The 20438-nt window shown below is 56.8% G+C and carries 20 protein-coding genes; 7 read left to right on the forward strand and 13 right to left on the reverse strand.

Annotation, left to right across the window (positions count from 1 at the left end):
* Positions 1 to 71: 71 nt before the first annotated feature.
* The 3 genes from ruvB to ruvC are packed head-to-tail and all read right to left on the reverse strand — an operon-like array spanning position 72 to position 2263.
* On the reverse strand, positions 72 to 1091 hold the full coding sequence (gene ruvB / locus AC0L7R_RS15540; RefSeq protein ID WP_247127466.1) for a Holliday junction branch migration DNA helicase RuvB: 1020 nt from the start codon (positions 1089 to 1091) through the stop codon (positions 72 to 74).
* Between the two features lie 9 nt (positions 1092 to 1100).
* A complete protein-coding gene (gene ruvA / locus AC0L7R_RS15545; RefSeq protein WP_473657772.1) occupies positions 1101 to 1760 on the reverse strand; it encodes a Holliday junction branch migration protein RuvA in 660 nt (219 codons plus the stop codon).
* Entirely contained in the window at positions 1757 to 2263 is a 507-nt protein-coding gene (ruvC, locus tag AC0L7R_RS15550) for a crossover junction endodeoxyribonuclease RuvC (RefSeq protein ID WP_247127468.1), read from the reverse strand. Before ruvC ends, ruvA begins: the two co-directional genes overlap by 4 nt.
* Before the next feature lie 346 nt (positions 2264 to 2609).
* Here ruvC and AC0L7R_RS15555 point away from each other — a divergent pair, with 346 nt between their 5' ends.
* A complete protein-coding gene (locus AC0L7R_RS15555) occupies positions 2610 to 2816 on the forward strand; it encodes a DUF1127 domain-containing protein (protein WP_348394352.1) in 207 nt (68 codons plus the stop codon).
* 120 nt (positions 2817 to 2936) lie between these two features.
* Here AC0L7R_RS15555 and AC0L7R_RS15560 read toward each other — a convergent pair whose 3' ends face one another.
* The 5 genes from AC0L7R_RS15560 to AC0L7R_RS15580 form a co-directional block, all read right to left on the reverse strand.
* Positions 2937 to 3284, reverse strand: coding sequence for a hypothetical protein (locus AC0L7R_RS15560; protein ID WP_247127470.1), 348 nt, complete (start codon positions 3282 to 3284; stop codon positions 2937 to 2939).
* Between the two features lie 100 nt (positions 3285 to 3384).
* Positions 3385 to 4257, reverse strand: coding sequence for a 50S ribosomal protein L11 methyltransferase (locus tag AC0L7R_RS15565; protein WP_473657773.1), 873 nt, complete (start codon positions 4255 to 4257; stop codon positions 3385 to 3387).
* 108 nt (positions 4258 to 4365) lie between these two features.
* Complete coding sequence (gene msrA, locus AC0L7R_RS15570; protein WP_473657775.1) at positions 4366 to 5016, reverse strand: peptide-methionine (S)-S-oxide reductase MsrA; 651 nt, start codon at positions 5014 to 5016, stop codon at positions 4366 to 4368.
* Between the two features lie 146 nt (positions 5017 to 5162).
* Positions 5163 to 6389: an MFS transporter gene (locus tag AC0L7R_RS15575; RefSeq protein WP_473657776.1), complete on the reverse strand. Its 1227-nt coding sequence runs from the start codon at positions 6387 to 6389 to the stop codon at positions 5163 to 5165.
* 49 nt (positions 6390 to 6438) lie between these two features.
* Positions 6439 to 8631, reverse strand: coding sequence for a primosomal protein N' (locus tag AC0L7R_RS15580; RefSeq protein ID WP_473657778.1), 2193 nt, complete (start codon positions 8629 to 8631; stop codon positions 6439 to 6441).
* Between the two features lie 111 nt (positions 8632 to 8742).
* Between AC0L7R_RS15580 and fsa the strand changes: the two genes are divergently transcribed.
* The 5 genes from fsa to AC0L7R_RS15605 all read left to right on the forward strand — a co-directional run bounded on the left by fsa (position 8743) and on the right by AC0L7R_RS15605 (position 12587).
* Positions 8743 to 9396 (forward strand): fructose-6-phosphate aldolase, encoded by a 654-nt coding sequence (gene fsa, locus AC0L7R_RS15585; RefSeq protein WP_247127475.1) that lies wholly within the window; start codon positions 8743 to 8745, stop codon positions 9394 to 9396.
* Positions 9397 to 9467: 71 nt separating this feature from the next.
* On the forward strand, positions 9468 to 10016 hold the full coding sequence (locus AC0L7R_RS15590) for a histidine phosphatase family protein (protein WP_473657780.1): 549 nt from the start codon (positions 9468 to 9470) through the stop codon (positions 10014 to 10016).
* 114 nt (positions 10017 to 10130) lie between these two features.
* Complete coding sequence (locus tag AC0L7R_RS15595; RefSeq protein WP_247127477.1) at positions 10131 to 10838, forward strand: DUF484 family protein; 708 nt, start codon at positions 10131 to 10133, stop codon at positions 10836 to 10838.
* Positions 10835 to 11749 carry a tyrosine-type recombinase/integrase gene (locus AC0L7R_RS15600; protein WP_473660441.1) on the forward strand — a complete coding sequence of 305 codons (915 nt, stop codon included), beginning with the start codon at positions 10835 to 10837 and terminating at the stop codon, positions 11747 to 11749. The genes AC0L7R_RS15595 and AC0L7R_RS15600 overlap by 4 nt, the downstream gene beginning before the upstream one ends.
* A gap of 142 nt (positions 11750 to 11891) precedes the next feature.
* Positions 11892 to 12587, forward strand: coding sequence for a CDP-alcohol phosphatidyltransferase family protein (locus AC0L7R_RS15605; protein WP_473657781.1), 696 nt, complete (start codon positions 11892 to 11894; stop codon positions 12585 to 12587).
* Positions 12588 to 12627: 40 nt separating this feature from the next.
* On the opposite strand, the gene AC0L7R_RS15610 is transcribed toward AC0L7R_RS15605, so the two are convergent.
* Positions 12628 to 13068 carry a methylated-DNA--[protein]-cysteine S-methyltransferase gene (locus tag AC0L7R_RS15610; RefSeq protein ID WP_473657783.1) on the reverse strand — a complete coding sequence of 147 codons (441 nt, stop codon included), beginning with the start codon at positions 13066 to 13068 and terminating at the stop codon, positions 12628 to 12630.
* Between the two features lie 22 nt (positions 13069 to 13090).
* A complete protein-coding gene (ileS, locus tag AC0L7R_RS15615) occupies positions 13091 to 16081 on the reverse strand; it encodes an isoleucine--tRNA ligase (protein WP_473657785.1) in 2991 nt (996 codons plus the stop codon).
* A gap of 244 nt (positions 16082 to 16325) precedes the next feature.
* On the opposite strand from ileS, the gene AC0L7R_RS15620 reads away from it, so the two are divergent.
* Positions 16326 to 17525 (forward strand): FAD-dependent monooxygenase, encoded by a 1200-nt coding sequence (locus AC0L7R_RS15620; RefSeq protein WP_473657786.1) that lies wholly within the window; start codon positions 16326 to 16328, stop codon positions 17523 to 17525.
* Here AC0L7R_RS15620 and AC0L7R_RS15625 read toward each other — a convergent pair.
* From AC0L7R_RS15625 to hisC, 3 genes are read right to left on the reverse strand one after another with little or no spacing between them, the layout of a single operon-like run.
* A complete protein-coding gene (locus AC0L7R_RS15625; RefSeq protein ID WP_473657788.1) occupies positions 17522 to 18430 on the reverse strand; it encodes an extensin family protein in 909 nt (302 codons plus the stop codon). The two genes, AC0L7R_RS15620 and AC0L7R_RS15625, sit on opposite strands and share 4 nt — an antisense overlap.
* On the reverse strand, positions 18427 to 19350 hold the full coding sequence (locus AC0L7R_RS15630; RefSeq protein ID WP_473657789.1) for a prephenate/arogenate dehydrogenase family protein: 924 nt from the start codon (positions 19348 to 19350) through the stop codon (positions 18427 to 18429). The genes AC0L7R_RS15625 and AC0L7R_RS15630 overlap by 4 nt, the downstream gene beginning before the upstream one ends.
* Positions 19350 to 20435, reverse strand: coding sequence for a histidinol-phosphate transaminase (hisC, locus tag AC0L7R_RS15635; protein ID WP_473657791.1), 1086 nt, complete (start codon positions 20433 to 20435; stop codon positions 19350 to 19352). The genes AC0L7R_RS15630 and hisC overlap by 1 nt, the downstream gene beginning before the upstream one ends.
* Between the last annotated feature and the right edge of the window lie 3 nt (positions 20436 to 20438).

Below are 20438 nucleotides of genomic sequence, written 5' to 3' on the forward strand. Positions count from 1 at the left end.
TTCATCTGTCCTTAACAATTCTCGCTGGAGGGTCTTGGGTTTCGATTTTTCCAGAAAAACCGCGCATCCCGCTACCCGAACATATCCGTCTGCCCTTTGGGTGCATCTAGCCCTAAATGACGCCACGCGGCCTGCGCCAGCATCCGCCCGCGCGGGGTCCGTTGGATCAACCCTTTTTGCAGCAGATATGGTTCAATCACGTCTTCCAAACTATCGCGGCTTTCGCTTAACGCCGCCGATAGGGTTTCGACACCCACGGGGCCACCGCCATAGCTTTCCGCGATCAATCGCAGGTACCGACGGTCCGCGCTATCAAGGCCCAGGTTATCCACGCCAAGCCGTGTCAGCGCCATATCCGCGATTTCCTGCGTGACCGTTCCGTCGCCATCCACAACAGCGAAATCAACGACGCGGCGCAGTAGACGCCCCGCAATCCGCGGCGTGCCCCGCGCTCGTTTCGCGATCTCGCGCGCACCCAGATCCGCCGCAGGTGCGCCCATCAGGCGGGCACCACGCGTGACGATTTCGTGCAGTTCATCTTCGGTGTAAAATTCGAGCCGCGTCGGAATACCAAAACGATCCCGCAAAGGCGTCGTCAGCAGGCCCATCCGCGTTGTCGCACCGACCAGCGTAAAGGGCTGCAATTCGATCCGTACTGTCCGCGCAGCTGGTCCTTCGCCGATCACGAGATCAAGCTCGAAGTCCTCCAACGCTGGATAAAGCACCTCTTCAACAGCAGGATTGAGACGATGGATTTCGTCGATAAACAACACGTCGCGGGCTTCCAGATTGGTCAGGATCGCCGCCAAATCACCCGCCTTGGCCAAAACAGGGCCAGAGGTCATGCGGAAATTCACGCCTAATTCACGCGCCATAATCTGCGCGAGCGTCGTTTTCCCAAGGCCCGGCGGCCCATGAAACAACGCGTGATCCATCGCTTCGCCACGTTTCTTAGCGCTCTCGATAAACACCTTCAGGTTCGCGCGGGCATCACGCTGTCCGATGAATTCATCAAGCGTTTGCGGACGCAACGCGCGATCCGCATCTTCGGGCTGGCGGTCAGGGCGTAATGTGGGGTCCGGTTCTTGCATGGACACCCTTTACTCCTTCGGGGCCAGCAGCTTCAAGGCGGCGCGGATCAATCCAGCCGTCTGTAGATCAGGTTCAGCACCTAATGCCTCAGCGACCGCACTTGCCGCATCACCGGGCGCATAACCAAGATTGCCGAGCGCCGATAGCGCCTCTGGCTGTGCGGGATTTGCCTTTGGCGGTGCTGCCCGTTTCTTTTTCGGCGCCTCGACAGGCTCCAAAACCGCGTCGTCCAGATTTTCGGCCAAGGTGCCGCCCATTGCCATCACTGACGGCGCTTTGTCCTTCAAATCAAGGATCACCTTTTGCGCGGTCTTTGGGCCAACGCCCTTGGCCTTTGCAATCGCATTCCAATCGCCCAGCGCAATGGCGCGACTAACGCCTTCATCACCCAAGGTGCCCAAAATCGCCATCGACGCTTTCGCACCAATTCCTTGCACTGACATCAGCAGGCGGTGCCATTCCTTTTCTACCAGTGACGTAAAGCCGAAAAGTTGCAAATTCGTTTCTTGCACCAGTAGATCGGTGAACAACGCCACCGCTTCGCCATTCGCGGGCAATCCGGCTTTCACGCGGTCCGACACATAGACAACATAGCCCACGCCGCGCACGTCGATCAGCACGTGGTCCGCACCGCGATAGTCGATAATCCCTGAAATTTTCCCGATCATGCTGTGGCCTTTGCAATCGCGCGTGACAAATGGTTCGCCGATTGTTGATGGTGCGCGTGGCAAATGGCAATTGCCAATGCGTCAGCCGCATCGGGGCCAGCCAATTCGACCCCCGGCAATTGCAGGCGGACCATATGGTCAATCTGCGCCTTTGCAGCGTGGCCCACGCCAACAACGGCTTTCTTAACCGCGTTGGGGGCATATTCGCCAATCTCGAGCCCGGCCTTCGACGGAACCAACATCGCGATCCCGCGCGCTTGGCCCAGTTTCAGCGTGCCCACCGCGTCTTTGTTCACAAACGTCTGTTCAACGGCGGCAGTTTCTGGGCCGTAAGTGTGAATAACGTCCGTTAATTGTTCGTACAGCGACAACAACCGAAATCCCAAATCCTTGCCCGTCGAATGGGCAATTCCGTTGGCGACATGGGTCATGCGGCTGCCAGCCACGTCGATAATCCCCCAGCCCATGTTCCGCAGACCCGGATCAATCCCCAATACGCGCATCTGATTTCCTCATCCTGCTCGGTTTTTTGTTGTTTTTTCACCGATAGCACAAAAGGCGAACATATACCAAGCGGGAACTGAATTGACCAAATCCGACATGAGTTATGTCGCAATTGCAGCATGACCCATTTTGAAGATCAAAATGCGCCATCAGATTGCCAAAAAACGACATCAGCCGCTGCCCCATTTCGCCTTATTTCAAAGGGCGTAATGGCGAAACCTCGGGTATTCTGAAAACGCATATGACCTATGCAATAAAAGTCCCTAGTCAGACTCGGATAAGACTCCTAAGTGCGGCTTATCAGACATCACCGCTGCAACGCAGCACCAGCTAAGGAGCATGGCCATGGCCGCTTTTGACACCACCCGCCCAGTCGCCGTCCTGAACGCAGGCCGCTTTTCTAACATCTTCGCCTCCGTAATAGGCACTTTGGCAACTTGGAACGACGCGCGTATCACACGCAAAGCGCTGTCCAAACTGTCAGCACGTGAACTCGAAGATATCGGCCTGACTTACGCTGATCTGGACACTATTTCGACGATCACGCGCTAATTTCCCAACACTTGGGACAAGCAAAAAGGCCGGTTAGAGAAATCTAACCGGCCTTTCGTATGTGGGTGTTCAAAACAATGAACAGACTCGATACTGGCGGCATGCGCTGCCGGCCAGAAATTACCCGATAAACTTGTTAAGCAGCTCTGAAATCGCCAACGTCATAGGATCGGCAAACATGGCAAGTCCCCCGACTTGCTCAAACACTGTCCCTTCGGACAGGGCCGAAATGCGTTGGTTAAAATCAGCTTCCCCCAGCGCGTAATGCACGTACCCCTTAAACACAAACACCGCAAAAGTGAGCAGAACTAAACCACGCCACGGAAAACGGGGCGCGTAAAGCCGTGGCTTGGCAACAACCAACCCATCCGATTGCATCTTATGAACTACGCCAGCATTCGCCATGCGGTTATTCGTGCGCACAATTTTGCGCAGGCGTTTCTCAAATGGTGCATTAACATAAGCCATTACGACCTCACTCAAACATTAATCCCACCCTAATGGGTATACTCAAAAATTGACTCTGAAATGTGGCAACAATGGGGCAAAGCCCTGATTTACGAAGAAATTAAGTCTTTTTGGTGAACGTTAGCGTCGTCCATTCAACAATCACATCACGATGCAAAAGACTGTATCCATTTCCTTCATAAACGTTAACCACGTCATCAGCTTGTTCGTTCAAAATACCGGACAGAATCACATGTCCACCTGCGATTGTCGCTTTTGCCATGTCGGCAGAAAGGCCGATTAGTGGCCCTTTTAAGATGTTGGCGAAGATCAAATCGAACGGGGCCGCGTCTTTCAGCACCGGAGTTTCGAAACCGGGGGCCGTAACACAGTTCACCTGACCGTCCAGTTTGTTCGCCCGCACGTTCACTTCGGCTACATCAACGGCGACCGGATCGATGTCCGTGGCGATCACAACTTCTGGTACGACAGTTGCTGCGGCCATTGCCAAAACGGCGGTCCCACACCCGATGTCCGCGACCTTGCCAGATGTGAACCCTGCGTTGACCAGTCGGTCGAACGCCCGCAGACAGCCCAATGTCGTGCCGTGGTGCCCCGTGCCAAAAGCCATCGCCGCTTCGATCAGCAATGGCGTACAATCATCAGGCACTTTGTCCGCGTCATGTGACCCGTAGACGAAGAACCGGCCTGCGACGACCGGTGCCAGTTCGCGCCGCACATGTGCAACCCAATCGGTGTCGGGAACTTCGGACACGACAAACGGCTTCACGTCATACATCGTGGTTAACACAGCCATGCCAGCGACATCAGGTTGGTCGTCGAAATACGCGCCGACTTCCCATAGCCCGGACCCATCTTCGACCTCGAAAACGCCCACACCAGTTGGTTCAGGTGTCAGTGCTTCAAGCGCGTCGCCCAGTTTCGTCGCAAGCTCTTCGCCCATCAGTGTCGTTAGTGCAGAATAAGTGGTCATATTAGGTGCCCTTTGCGGTTTGCCCTCCGGTATGCCGTGGCGACAGGCAGGTCAAAACAAAAAAGCCTTCCCCGCAGGGAAGGCTTGTGATCGCTTATTGTGTTTTGCTTAGACCGCGACGCCAATTGGACAGGTCACGCCAGTGCCACCGATGCCACAATACCCGTCTGGGTTCTTTGACAAATACTGCTGGTGATAATCCTCAGCAAAATAGAATGTGGGTGCCGGCGTAATCTCTGTTGTGATCGCACCAAACCCTGCTTTGGATAGGCGCGGGGCAAAATCGGCCTTGCTGGCCTCTGCCGCTTTGGCCTGCGCATCAGTATAAGTGTAGATGCCTGACCGATATTGCGTGCCGCGATCATTACCTTGGCGCATCCCTTGGGTCGGATCATGGCCTTCCCAGAACACCTGCAACAACTGATCATATGAAATCACCGATGGATCATAGACAACCCGAACCACTTCGTTATGGCCGGTTTTGCCGGAACACACTTCTTCATAGGTCGCATTCGGGGTGAACCCGCCTGCGTAGCCCACCATCGTCGACGTCACGCCATCCAGCTGCCAGAACATCCGCTCAACGCCCCAGAAACAGCCCATGCCAAACATCGCGACCTCTTGGCCTTCTGGCACATCAGGTGTGATCGGCGTGCCAAAAACATGGTGCGCTTCAGCAGTCGGGATTGGCATCGCACGCCCCAGCAGGGCCGCATCAGCAGAGATCATTTCGGATTTGTCGCGGGTCATAAAGAACATGGCAATCTCCTGTTCGGGTTCGGGTAGTATATAGTGCGCGGTAGGCGACCTTTCCAGCAGCACACACAAGGGCGTGAATTTCAGCTTAAGACGCCGTGCGGAACTACGTTAAAAATCATTTAAAAACAACAGCTTCTCCGCGAAACTTAGGCAACGCGCGCCAAAGGTGTCTGCAACCGCGTCTCGTACCCCGGCACTGGATGGCGCGGGATCAACAATGCCAGCGCAAACGAAACGCTCGCCATGCAAGCCGCCAACACGAAAACCGCCGTTGGTGACGTCAGCCACAGATAGCCCAACGCTGCAGGCAGAAACACCGCCGCGATGTGGTTGATCGTAAACGCAACGGCTGCTGTCGGCGCAATGTCTTGGGGGTCCGCGATCTTTTGGAAATAGGTCTTTAACGCCAAGGCGAGCGCGAAAAAGATGTGATCCACAACGTAAAGCCCCGCCGCGACGATGACGCCCCAGCCAAAGTAGTAGACGCCGCCATAGGCCAAAAACACCACGATCAGTCCCGCATATTCGAACAATAGCGCACGGCGTTCGCCAAACACGCTGACCAAACGGCCCATCAACGGGGCAAAGACGATGTTGACCACAAGATTGATCAAATACAGTTGCGTGATCTCATGGACCTCTAGCCCGAAAAGCTCGACCATCATAAAGCCCGCGAAAACCACGAAAATTTGACGGCGCGCGCCCGACATGAACTGCAGCGCGTAATAAAGCCAGTAGCGGCGACGCAGGACGAAAGTCTTCAACTGCGGATGCGGGCTTTCGAATTGAGGATACGCGAAAAAGGCGAAAACCGCGACAAACGTAGTAAACCCGCCAGCGGCCATGTAAACAAAAGCGTAGCTTAGGTCGTAGGTCTTCCACGTGCCCACAATTAACAGATAGGCCACAAGCGTCGCGCCCGACCCAGCTGCGGTCAGCCAGCCCAACATCTGCGGTGCGCGTTTGATGTCGATCCATTGCAATTGCAGCGATTGGTTCACGGTTTCAAAATAGTGAAATCCGATCGACGACAGCATCGTGATCGTCAGAATCCCCGCCATCGACGGAAAATAGGCCGTGATCGCAGTCGCAACGCCCAACATCACAAGGGCCACAATCCCCAACACCTGTTCGCGCATGAACATGATCAACGCGATCACGCCAATCGCAAAGAAGCCAGGAATTTCGCGGACTGTGTGCAGCCAACCAATGTCAGAGCCGTCGAAATTCGCGACCTCAATGACAAAATTGTTCAGCAATGCAGACCATGTCGCAAAAGCAACCGGCAGCGCCATCGCAAACAGAAATAGCAGCGTCACAGGCCGCTGCCAGAATGGCAGGTGCCGGGCATCTTCAAGGCGGACGATATTCATGAGGCAGGCTTACGCCCCTTATACGGGATTGGAAAGCGCGGCTTACGCGTCAGTAAAAGCTTTGCGGATCGATATCTATGGCCATCCGCAATTCGCCGCGCAGTTTGAACTGACCAGCCCATTGCGCCAGTGCTTGTTGCAGCGGGGCGCTTTTCTCCGCCTTGACCAACAGCCGAACACGGTGCCGTCCGCGCACCCGTGCGATGGGTGCGGGCGCGGGGCCAAAAACCTGCGCGCCAATCCGGCGCAATGGCCCGTCTTGGCGTGCCATCGCGTTCCCCAGATCAAACACCTCTTCCGCCGTTGTGCCGCTAAGGATGATCCCCGCCATGCGTCCATATGGTGGCACGCCTGCGTCTTTGCGTTCATGCGCCTCGGCCGACCAGAATGCTTCTTCGTCGCCCGCCAAAATCGCACGGATGACGCCGTGTTCAGGCTGATACGTTTGCAGCAACGCCTCACCGGGGGTTTCGGCCCGTCCAGCACGCCCTGCAACCTGTCGCATCAGTTGGAACGTACGTTCGGCGGCACGCAGATCAGAACCTTGCAATCCAAGATCCGCATCAATGACCCCCACAAGCGTAAGCTTTGGAAAGTTATGGCCTTTTGCCACCAATTGCGTCCCGATGATGATGTCGGTGCCGCCCTGCGCGATTTCTTCGATATGCGCTTTCATGGCGCGGGCAGAGCCGTACAAATCAGACGACAAAATAGCGACGCGGGCATCCGGAAACAGGTCCGTAATTTCTTCGCCCATGCGTTCAACACCGGGGCCAACTGCGCTAAGTTTATCCTCAGCTTCGCAATGCGGACAGACGTTTGGCATCGGTTTGGTTTCACCACATTGGTGGCACATTAAGCGCTTGAGAAAGCGGTGTTCGACCATCCGCGCATCGCAATGATCGCAGCCAATTTGATGCCCGCAAGCACGGCACAGCGTGATTGGCGCGTAACCACGGCGGTTCAGGAAAACAAGCGATTGTTCCCCTTTTTCAATGCGTTGCGCAATGGCTTGGCGCAACGAAGGGGACACCCATTTGCCGCCTGGCAGGTCTTCGACACGCATGTCGATCGCGGACATTTTTGGCATGATCGCCGGGCCGTAACGCGATTTTAACTCAAACCGCTTATATTTGCCCTGATCCGCATTCGCCCAGCTTTCCAGACTTGGTGTGGCCGACGCCAAGACAACCTGCGCCCCGTTAATCGCCGCCCGCAAAACGGTCATATCGCGGGCATTATAAAGGACACCATCCTCTTGTTTGTATGACGTATCATGTTCTTCATCGACGACGATGAGACCCAGATTTTGGAACGGCAGGAACAACGCGGATCGCGCGCCCACGATCAGCTGTGCGTCCCCCTGCCCGACCATCCGCCAGCAGCGGCGGCGTTCGGTCATCGTCACACCGGAATGCCATTCGGCGGGTTTCATGCCGAACCGCGCTTCGACCCTGTTAATGAATTCGCCAGATAGCGCGATTTCGGGCAACAGCACCAATGCCTGACGCCCCATGCGCAGGCATTCGGCAACCGCTTCGAGGTAGACTTCGGTTTTGCCGGATCCTGTCACGCCCTTTAGTAGCGTCGTGCCATATTTATCGCTTCGCAGATCGGCGCGTAACGCATCCGCGCCTGCCACCTGATCGGGGCTCAATTCTTTGCCGCCGTAGTCCGGATCAAGCATCGGATAGGGCATGTCGCGAGGGGCGTCGACTTCGGCGACCGCACCCAATTTCACCAGCCCCTTCACCACAGAGGACCCAACACCCGCCATGTCGGCCAGTTCTTTTAGGGTAAACGACAGGCCACCATAATCGCGCAGAACTTCTAGCACCTTGGTGCGGGCCGCCGTCACGCGGTCGGGTTCTTGGTCGCCAAGACGGTAAACTTTACGCATCGACGGGGCATCACCCAATCCCGGTGCGCGGGTCGCGAGCCGCAGCATCGCGTGCAGCGGTGTCAGCGTGTAGTCGGCGGCGCGCGTCAGGAACTGCCGCATCTCGTCACGCATAGGCGCGACATCCAGCACCCGAATGACCGACCTTACCTTATTGTAATCAAAGTCACCCTTGCCCGGCCCCCAGACAACACCCAGCACTTTGCGCGGCCCCAACGGGACTTCAACGAATGCACCAAGGTGACAGCCACCTTCGGTCGCCTTGTAATCAAGGAACCTGTCCAGCGGCTGGGCCGTCAAAACGGCGACCAATTCACCTTCGTGGAAGAATTCTTGGCTCAAGCGTGATCCCCTTCGGGCGATTGGCAGTTGCGGTATGGGCTTTTCGCCCTGTCCGTTCTGAGGTAAACGCTGGCGCAACAAACGCCAACCCATTCCCCGGAGGGATTACAGATGAAGTTTTTCGTAGATACGGCTGAAATTGACGAGATCAAGGAACTGCACGCCCTTGGCATGGTTGACGGCGTGACAACCAACCCGTCCTTGATCGCCAAATCAGGCCGCGACATTCTGGAAGTCACGAAAGAGATTTGTGACATCGTATCTGGTCCTGTGTCCGCCGAGGTGGTCGCATTGGACGCGGAAACGATGCTGGCCGAAGGCCGCAAGTTGGCCAAAATCGCTGACAACATCGCCGTCAAAGTGCCACTGACATGGGCCGGTTTGCAGACTTGTAAGGCGCTGTCCGACGAAGGCACGATGGTTAACGTGACGCTGTGCTTCTCAGCGAACCAAGCGCTTTTGGCCGCCAAAGCCGGTGCGACATTCATCAGCCCATTCATCGGCCGCTTGGATGACATCAACTTAGACGGTCTCGAATTGATCGAAGATATTCGGACAATTTACGACAACTACGGCTTTGACACACAGATTCTTGCCGCCTCTATCCGGTCGGCGAACCATATGTCCGAATGCGCGAAAATTGGTGCGGATGTCTGCACTGCGCCTCCTAAAGTGATCAAAGCGATGGCAAACCACGTTCTGACGGACAAAGGATTGGCCGGTTTCATGGCTGATATCGAAAAAGCAGGTATCACAATCCTTTAAGAAATTGCCGATTTATGGTAAACGAATGGCGGCCTAAGGGTCGCCATTTTCGTTTTACCGGGGCCAAGTTGGTGTCAGCGCATATCTATCTTTATCGTCATGCTGCTGTCGATTTTGACAACACGGAACGCGTTGCGTTTCGTGATTTTCGCGCCTTGGTTGATGCATATAACGCGGCCCCTTTGGTCGCGTTCCTACCGACGCAACCGACCCCGCGTTGCGATTATATTTTCACCAGCAGTCTCAGACGCAGTCCGGATACCGCGATGGAAGTCTTTGGGTTCATGGATGTGAACGATCCGGTTTTCCGTGAAGCCGAATTGCCTGACCTTCCGGCGCTTCCGTTTAGTGCGAAGCCCAAAACCCTGTTTGCGATCTCACGTGTTCTTTGGTTTCTTGGTCGGCGCAAGAATTGCGAAAGCCGCGACCGGTTCTTTGCGCGTGTCGACCGCGCTGCAAAGCTAATGGTCAGGGCCACTGGCGATCATCCTTGTGTCGCGCTCATTGGTCATGGGGTTCTGAACCATTTTATGTCCCGCGCATTGCGCAAGCATAATTTCCGCTCGGACAAGCCTCTATCCCGAAGCTATGGTCACTATACCTTATTTGCCAGCGTCTAGCTGCGTATGTTGCACCGATACCCCGCTTTGTGCCGCAGTGTGAAAAAACCTATCCCAAGGCATCTTCGCTCTGCTATGTCTAAAAGAAAATAATACCGTAGCGAGCAGGTTCTAATGACAAGCATTCCCCTGATGGACGCGGATATCCGCGCCAAGATTATTTCCGATCCTGAAGCATTGCTTGAGGACAAAGACATCATGAGCGCCCTCGTGGCCGCAAACGAACAGACCATGGGCGGCAATATTGTCGATCTGCGTGGTATTGCGATGGAACGTCTTGAGGCCCGTCTGGATCGTCTTGAGGACACCCACCGTTCAGTGATCGCCGCCGCATATGAAAACCTGGCAGGCACAAACCAAATCCATCGCGCAGTTCTGCGGATGATGGACGCCACTGAATTCGAAGCCTTTTTGCAGGATTTGTCCGGTGACGTTGCCGATACATTGCGTGTTGATGTGATGCGTCTGGTGTTGGAAAGCGAAGATGCCGAACCGAACGCTGCCGTCGCCAAAGTTGGCGAAGTTTTGCAGGTCGTGCCTGTTGGTGAGATCGACGAATATATCACCCATGGCCGCAACATGTCCGTGCGCCAAGTGACCCTGCGCCAAGTGACGGCGGACGACACCAGCCTGTTTGGCGACAAAGCCAGCTACATCCGGTCAGAAGCCTGTTTGAAACTTGATTTTGGCCCGAACCGCCTGCCCGGCATGCTGGTGATGGGATCAGAAGATCCACATCAGTTCACCCCACAGCAGGGCACCGATTTGCTGACATTCTTTGGTGGCGTGTTCGAACGCGCGATGCGCCGGTGGCTGGCCTGATTTCGCCAGCTCTGTCACATGCGCTTGCGGCGTGGTTGGACCACTGCCGCGCCCTGAATGATGCCGCCGACAATACGCTAAAAGCCTATCAAACCGACGTGATGGGTTTTCTGGCATTCATGACGCAGCACAACGGCGAGACCCAAGGTCTTGGGCCACTTGCGAAGATCAGCGTCACCGATATGCGGGCGTGGATGGCGCATGAACGCAGCCGCGGTGTCGGTGCGAGGTCACTGGCGCGAGCGTTATCGGCCGTCAAAACCTTCTATCGATGGCTTGCGGAACGCGAAGGTTTTGAACCGACAGCCGTGCTATCCACCCGCAGCCCGAAATTCACCAAGAAACTGCCGCGTCCTTTGGCGATTGATGCCGCCTCTGCGATGATCGATACCGTCGAATTGCAGGCCAAAGACAGCTGGGTGGCAGCGCGCGACATGGCCGTTGTGACGCTGATGTACGGGTGCGGATTACGGATTTCCGAAGCCTTGGGCCTGACAGGTGCGTCGGTCCCACTGCCGGATACTTTGATGATCAAAGGCAAAGGCGGCAAGGAACGCATCGTGCCCGTGATTGATGCGGCAAAGGACGCAGTCGACACCTACCTGCGTTTGTCGCCTCACCCGATTGAACCAAGCGGCCCGTTGTTTCGCGGCACCCGAGGTGGCGCGCTTAATCCGCGTATCGTCCAAAAGGTTATGGAAAAGGCACGCCTGCAATTGGGTTTACCCGCAAGTGCGACGCCCCACGCGATGCGCCATAGCTTCGCAACCCATTTGCTTACTGCAGGTGGTGATTTGCGCGCCATTCAAGAACTGCTGGGCCACGCAAGCCTGTCGACCACCCAAGCCTATACGGCTGTCGATACCGCCCATCTGATGGACGTCTACAACCGCGCCCACCCGAAAGCCTGATACCTTTTCTTTTGGCCTTAAATATCTCGGGGGTATGGGGGCTGGCCCCCATGCAAACGCACTACACAGGAACTGACCATCTTGTTGTTCCTTATGCGGTCTTATTGTTGCCCCGACACAGAATTTCCTTCATGAACGCGGGATGACACTTTCACAAAAAGCTTTGGGCGTTCATTTACTGACGGCCTCCGGTGCGGTTTTCGCGATGCTTGCGATGCTCGCCGCTGTTGATCTGGACTGGTCGATGATGTTCCTGTGGCTCGTCGTGGCCTTTTTTGTGGACGGGATCGATGGTCCGCTGGCCCGCAAATACGACGTGAAGACCAACGCGCCTATCTTTGACGGCGTCTTATTGGATCTAATCATCGATTATCTGACTTATGTGTTTGTGCCCGCCTACGCGCTGTTTAAATCGGGGCTGCTGCCCGGCTGGACCGGTTGGGTGGCGATCATTGTCATCACATTTGCATCGGCCCTCTATTTTGCTGACACGCGCATGAAAACAAAAGACTATTCCTTTTCCGGCTTCCCCGGATGCTGGAACATGGTGGTTCTTGTTCTGTTTGCGATCCAGCCCAATTTCTACGTGAGCCTCGTGCTGGTTGCCGTCTTAGCCGCCGCAATGTTTTTTCCGGTCAAGTTTGTCCATCCGGTCCGCACTGCCCGTTGGCGTGTGGTCACCTTACCTGTGGCGATGGCGTGGACGGTGTTTGCCGGTTGGGCCGCATGGGTCAATTTCGACCCTGCGTCTTTGGCGCATTATGGTCTGATGCTGACGTCGATTTATCTGCTTGGGGCTGGTGCCATGCAGCAGGTGATCCACGGCAAAGACGGTTAAAAACCGCCGAGGTTCTGCTGCGGTCGATACGTGGCCTTTGCTACAAAAGAAGCGAACCGGCCCCTTCAAGTTGCAACAGCTTCACCTTTGTCTCGACCCCGCCTGCCCCTGAATATCCACCAAGACCTGTCGACGACAGAACGCGGTGGCAAGGGATTAGGATAGCGATCGGGTTCGCCCCGCAGGCTTGACCGATGGCCTGCGCCGGACGGTCGAGCTGTTTGGCAAGGTCGCCATAGGTCCGCGTTTCACCGTATGGGATGTCGCAAAGGGCTTGGCCGAATATCTTTTGGAAGTCAGAGACCTGCGGCGCAAAGGGTAAATCAAAATCCTGCCGTTTGCCGTCAAAATATTTGCTAAGTTGATCCAATGCCGCGATCAGCACCGGATGATCGTCATCGCGCAATGGTTTCACCCAATCAAGCGCCACAACAGCGTCGTTTTCCACGACAATAGTCAGCGGGCCGACCGGCGATTGCATGCCGGCCCGCAATTGATTTGCCTTACGCAAGTGCTGCGTCGCAGCGTCCGCAGACACCTGCGTGGCTGTGCGTGCCCACGTCTGGCAGGATTTTCCAGCAGCGTTGGCATTTGTCGCCGTCCGCCCGCGCGAACACGACTGCGACATCCGCTACATCGTCGTTTGTGAACGCATCCGCAGGGGCCGCATCGGTGCTGACCGTGATACCGGACGTGATGCACAGATCGTCAAAGGTCACTGTTTCCAGCACCTTAGCGACGTCTGCTGTCACATAGACGGTCGGCGCGGCCTCGAGCGATGCGCCGATGACTTTGTTGGTCCGTTCGACCTCTAGCGCGCCGGTCACAACGCGGCGCACTTGGCGCACAGTTGCCCACTTTTCAGCAAGTGCCGCGTCACGCCACGCCATTGGTGTTTCCGGCATGTCGGTTAGGTGGATTGAGACATCGTCGCCTTTGTGACGTTCCAGCCAGACCTCTTCCATCGTGAAGACAAGGATAGGTGCCAGCCATGTAGTCAGGCGGTGAAACAGGATGTCGAGCACGGTGCGTGATGCACGGCGGCGGTCTGTATCTCCATCGCAGTACAGCGCATCTTTGCGAACGTCGAAGTAGAACGCTGACAATTCAACCGTTGCGAAGGCGAAGACCGCTTGGAAAACACCTTGGAAATCGTAGGCGGCGTAGCCTTTGCGCACGGTCTCATCCAGTTCGGACAGACGGTGCAGCACCCAGCGTTCCAGCTCCGGCATATCCGCCGGTTCAACCCGATCCGCGTCGGTGAAATCGTTGAGCGATCCGAGCAAGAAGCGCATCGTGTTGCGCAAGCGGCGGTAGCTGTCGGACACCCCTTTCAGGATTTCATCACCGATCCGTTGGTCGTTTTCGTAGTCAACCTGCGCCACCCAAAGACGCAGGATATCCGCGCCATATTGGTCTGCCACAGTTTTGGGCGCAATGATGTTACCCAAGGATTTTGACATCTTCATGCCCTTGGAATCCAAGGTAAATCCGCAGGTCATCACACCGCGATATGGCGCACGACCAATCGTTCCGCAGCCTTGCAAGAGCGACGAATGGAACCAGCCACGGTGTTGGTCTGTGCCTTCGAGATACAGATCAGCAAGCCCGTCTTCGGACCCGTCTTCGCGGTCGCGCAGGGTGAAGGCGTGGGTTGAACCGGAATCGAACCACACGTCGAGCACGTCCATGACCTGATTGTAGTCATCAGGGTTCACGGTGCCGTCCAAGAACCGTTCTTTCGCCCCGTCCATGTACCACGCGTCTGCGCCTTCGTCTTCGAATGCGGCGGTGATGCGGCTGTTGACCTCATCGCTACGCAACAAGAAATCCGCGTCGGTCGGCAGCGCACCCTTTTTGGTGAAGCATGTCAGCGGCACACCCCATGCGCGTTGCCGCGACAGCACCCAGTCGGGACGATCAGAGATCATCGCATGCAGGCGGTTGCGTCCTTTTGGCGGTGTCCATGTCACCAGTTCGTCGATGGACCGCAACGCGCGCTCGCGGATCGTGGTGCCGTATGTGTCCTGACCGTCGCCAACCGTTTTATCCACGGCGGCAAACCATTGCGGCGTGTTGCGGTAGATGATCGGCGCTTTGGACCGCCATGAATGCGGGTAGCTGTGTTTGATTTTGCCACGCGCGAGCAGTCCGCCAACGGATGCCAGCTTCGAGATGACAGCGCCGTTTGCGTCGCCTTCCCAATCGCCCTTTTTAGCCTTGGCGCGCAGGATGCGTTTACCGCCGAAGAATGGCAGATCTTCGCGGAAAGATCCGTCGTCCATCACGTTATAGGTGATCATCTGCTCCAGCATGCCGAGGTCGCGGTAGAGTTCGAATTCCTCCATCCCGTGCGATGGTGCACAATGCACAAAACCGGTGCCTTCTTCATCGGTCACAAAGTCAGCAGCGCGGAAATCGCGCGGTTGGTCCCATTCGCCATTGCCGCCTTCGACGCCGTTCAGCGGGTGGCGTAGGGAAATCGTTGCAAGCTCTGCCGCATCAACGGACCGGATGCGCCGCCACATGTTTTCTTCCAGCCGTGCTTTGGTAAGCACGCCTGCAGCCAGCTTGTCAGCGAGGATGAACTTTTCGCCGATGGTGCACCAGCTTTCCTCGGGTGTGCCGATGACCTCGTAAAGGCCATAATCATAGTCGGCACCGTAAACGACCGCTTTGTTTGACGGGATCGTCCAAGGCGTGGTGGTCCAGATCACAACGCTGGTGTTCAGCAAATCCTCGGCGAGGTTCTGTTGAGTGCCTTCGAAATCGCCCGCTTCATCCAGCAGGGCCATATCGACGCCTTCGCCTTTGGCGCGGACAGCGAATTTCACCCAAATCGCGTGGCTTTCTTTGTCGTGGTATTCGACCTCAGCTTCGGCCAATGCCGTTTGCTCAACCGGCGACCACATGACGGGCTTGGAACCTTGGTACAGCGTCCCGTTCATCAAGAATTTCTGGAATTCTTCCGCGATCACACGTTCGGCGTGGAAATCCATCGTCAGATACGGGTTTTCCCATTTACCGGTGACGCCAAGGCGTTTGAATTCTTCGCGTTGGATGTCGACCCAACCCGCAGCGAAATCGCGGCATTCTTGGCGGAATTCAACGACAGGTACATCGTCCTTGTCGCGGCCTTTTTCGCGGTATTTTTCTTCGATCTTCCATTCGATTGGCAGGCCGTGGCAATCCCAACCGGGGATATAGCGTGCGTCTTTGCCCATCATCTGCTGGGATCGCACCACAAAGTCCTTGAGGATTTTGTTCAGCGCGTGACCGATGTGCAGGTGACCGTTCGCATACGGCGGGCCGTCGTGCAGGGTGAATGGTTCGCGTGTTTCTGCCTTCGCTTTGTCGCGCAGGCGGTCGTAAACGCCGATGGTGTTCCAGCGATCAAGCCATTCTGGTTCACGCTTTGGCAGACCAGCCCGCATCGGGAAGTCCGTTTTGGGCAGGTTCAGGGTCGATTTGTATTCAGGGGTGTCGGCGCACATGGGTGGCGTCCTTTGGATCATATCACGTCATAGGATGAGGGTCGGCGCGCGGTCGCAACACCTGAAGCCCGGCTCGTCTGGTGGTCAGACAGCCGGGTGAATAATTCGTATCTGGATCATCATGTGATGTCTCATAAAGCGGCTTATAAGGCGCTGTCCCGCGCGGGTAAAGAGGCGGCTTTGCCCCATGGTTTGCGCGGATTTATGCGGTTAGTGTGCCCGAAAGTCAGGTTAGAGGGTCACGATGAGTTCTGTTCAAAAGATTGCGGTTGTTGGTGCGGGGATCGGCGGGTTGGCGGCAGCGTCGATGTTGGCGGATCAGGGCCATGATGTGACGGTCTTTGACCAATTTGATACGCCGCGCCCAGTTGGGTCGGGTCTGGTGATCCAGCCGATTGGTCAGGCTGTGCTGGATTGTGTTGGTGCGGGTGATCTGGCGCGTGCGAAGGGCAATTTCATCAGCCGGATGTTGGGCCACGTGGAACCATCGGGGCGACGGGTGCTGGATGTTCATTACGATGCCAAACACAGGCTGCAGCGCGGTTTGGCCATCCACCGCGCGAGCCTGTTTGATGCGTTGTTTCAGGCCGCAAAGACCCGCGATATCGCATTGCAAAGCAGCGCCGAGATCAAGTCAGCCTCTGCTGGCGTTTTGACCACCGCCGATGGGCAACAATTTGGACCGTTTGATCTGGTTGTGGATAGCGCCGGTGCAGGATCCCCTTTGTCGCCGATTGTGTCGCGCCCCTTGGCTTATGGCGCGATTTGGGGCACCGTGGATTGGCCGGAAACGGATTTGCCGAACGATTACCTGAGCCAGTGCTATCGCCGCGCAGACCGGATGGTGGGTGTCTTGCCAATTGGGACATTACCGGGTGACGACAGCCCGAAGGCTGCGATTTTTTGGTCAATGCCGTCCGGCGCGCATGCCGATTGGGCGACGGGCGGCGTCGATGCATGGCGCGATGAGGCGACGACGTTGTGGCCTGCCTTTGCCCCTTTTGCCGCTCAGATCACGCAGACCGATCAAATGACGATGGCCCGCTACACTCATGGGACTTTGCGCAAACCCTACGGCAACGGTATCGTCCACATTGGTGATGCCGCGCACCGTGCCAGCCCGCAGTTGGGCCAAGGGGCGAATATGGCGTTGCTGGATGCTGTTGCCTTGGCCAAAGCCGTTTCCGTCGCAGGTGTTGCTGCCGCCCCTGCCCTATATGCAAAGGCCCGTCGTTGGCATGTTTGGGCGTTTCAGGCGATGTCGGCCGCGTTTACCCCGCAGTATCAATCGGACAGTACGTTCCTGCCGAAGTTGCGCGACCACGTGATGTTTCCGGTGTCACAAATTTGGTCAGCGCCGCATGTGTTGACGCAGATTGTGCGCGGGACGATCCTGCCGCCGATGGGCCGGCTCAGCCATGTCGGCAAGCCGGACTTTCGTTAACGGCAGTACGACCCAGATCGGTAGCTTGCAGTGTCAAAATGGAAATGGTCGCGGTGAAACCGATTTGCGTTGGGGCCAAGCACGGTGCCGAACGGCCCGCAGGCCGCTTGCCACATACGTCGCAAAGCATTGGAATCGCGTGATGAATTCCAACCTGTCAAAACAGTAATCTCGCGACCGCTTTTGAGACCGATACCCGCGATGTCGATTGCTTTGCCGAATGCATGTTCGGACAAACGGCCTGTTGAGGCCGCATTGCGATTACGGCAAGCGTAGTGCGAGACCACGCGCAAAGACGACGCCTGCCCGCCTGTCGCGGGTTGCGCGCCCGTCGTCACCCAGCGTTTCAGCGCTGATGCCGTGCGACAATCGATGGTCGCGGCTGGTTGCAAGGTCACACCAGCTACCGATCGCACGCGCACAGCGTTATCGATGCCACACCGTCCCCGACCGTTCACACGCCCGATAGCTTCGCCTTGGATCGCGGGGTCGCCGCAGACTTGACCGCGCCGGATGGCCGCGGCGCGTTGTTGCGCGGCACGTTCAATCGCAGCTGGGCGTTGCGTCGGGCGTTCGGACAAGGCGGGTGCCGTGGGGCTAAATGCAAAGAGATCTTGTTCCGCCCGCAATTGTGGATCAGTCGCAGCACCATGCGCTAAATCAGGGCGTTCATAGGGGCGCGCTGCCGGGCGTAACTCAGCGGATGGGACCGTGAGGCGCGGGGCCATGGCGATTACAGCGGGCGTGCGGGACAAGGGCCGGATGGCCGATAGATCAGGTTGAACAGGTGCTACAGGTGCAGTCGTTTGCGCTGTGGGCCGCGCGTTCGGGCGTTGCGTTGCGTCTTGCGCTAAGGCCGCGCTGCACCCGAGCGTGCACAGCAAAAGAGCCGCGCGAAAAATCAATCTTTCGTGCCCGGTGTCCGGCCAAAGTTCGGCTCTGACGTGTCTTGGCCCGCTTCAATAATCCCGCGCCGGATCGCCCGTGTGCGCGTGAAATAATCGTGCAGATGGTCGCCGTCGCCTTGCCGGATGGCCCGTTGTAATGCGAATAGCTCTTCGGTGAAGCGGCCCAGAATTTCCAGCGTCGCGTCTTTGTTCGTCAGAAACACATCCCGCCACATCGTTGGATCGGATGCTGCGATACGGGTGAAATCTCGAAAACCAGCCGCCGAAAATTTCACAACTTCGCTCTCGGTGACGCGGGCCAGATCGTCGGCGACGCCAACCATTGTGTAGGCGATCAGGTGGGGCGTGTGGCTGGTGACGGCCAAAACCAGATCGTGGTGGTCCGGCGTCATGGTTTCAACGTTTGCGCCTAGCGCTTCCCAGTATTGTGTGAGCTGGTCGACCTTGGCCGGATCGGAATTTTCGAGCGGTACAAGGATGTTCCAGCGGTTGTCAAACAACGTCGCAAAACCGGAATGCGGACCGGAATGTTCGGTCCCTGCCAGCGGGTGACCGGGTATAAAGTGAACACCGTCAGGGACATGCGGGTTCACAATGTCGATCACCGCTTGTTTGACCGACCCGACATCTGTCAGCGTCGCACCCTGTTTCAGATGCGGTCCGATGTCGGCCATAACGGCTTCCATCGCCCCAACGGGCACACACAGCACGACCAGATCAGCGTCTTTCACAGCTTCGATAGCCGTTTCAGTGATCCGGTCACACAGGTTTATTTCGCTCGCAATTGCGCGTGTTTCGGCGGACCGCGCGGTACCAACAATTTCGGTCACACATTTCGCGCGGCGCATCGCATGCGCCATTGATCCCGCGATCAGGCCAAGGCCGATCAGCGCGACCCGTTCGAAGATGACGGCCATTACCGCGCCCCTTTGTATTGCGCGATGCCGTGCACGACACGGCGGCAGGCGCTTTCATCGCCGACAGTGATCCGCAAGCAGTGCGGCAGTTTATACCCCGCGACACGGCGCACAAGGATGCCTTCGGATTTGAGGTGGTCGTCGCAAGCGTTGGCTTCCTGTTCGGACCCGAAACGCGCCAGAACAAAGTTGGCTGTGGATGTGTCACACGGCACGCCGATTTCGGCCAATGCGTTGGCCAGCCAATCGCGCCATTTGGCGTTCTCTGTCCGACATTTTTCGAGATAGTCGAGGTCGCGCACTGATGCTTCCGCCGCCGCAAGTGCCGCAGAAGACAGGTTGAACGGGCCGCGGATGCGGTTGAGCACGTCGATGATTTCTTTTGGGCCGTAACCCCAGCCAACGCGCAATCCGCCAAGGCCGTAAATCTTGGAAAACGTGCGGGTCATCACGACGTTGTCGCGGGCTTCGATAATGGATGCACCGCCATCATAGCCATCGACGAATTCTGCGTAGGCACCGTCGAGCACGAGGATGGTATGATCAGGCACGCCGTCAGCCAACCGCATCAGGTCGCCTTCGCCGATCATGGTGCTGGTCGGGTTGTTCGGGTTCGCGATGAAAACGATTTTGGTGTTTGCGTTACAGGCGTCAAGGATCGCATCCACGTCGGTCACGCGGTCGTTTTCTTTCACCTCAACCGGTGTCGCACCTGCCGCAAGCGTTGAAATGCGGTACATGGCAAAGCCGTGTTCGGTGTGGATGACTTCATCCCCCGGACCGGCGTAGCATTGGCACAGGAAGTGGATGATTTCGTCCGATCCGACGCCGCAAATCACGCGATCAGGGTCCACTTTCCAGGTCTCGCCAATCGCGCGACGCAGCGGGCCGTGGTCGGTGGACGGGTAGCGGTGCATGTCGTGGACCGACCGCGCCACTGCTTCTTTGGCAGCCGCTGATGGTCCAAGCGGGTTTTCGTTCGACGACAGTTTCAGCACGTTGGTCTGCCCGTCCACATGGGACGCACCGCCTACGTATAAAGCGATGTCCATAATCCCGCGCTTGGGCTTAATCTGGCTAGCCATTGT

It is taken from the genome of Yoonia sp. D2-7, assembly GCF_055809435.1.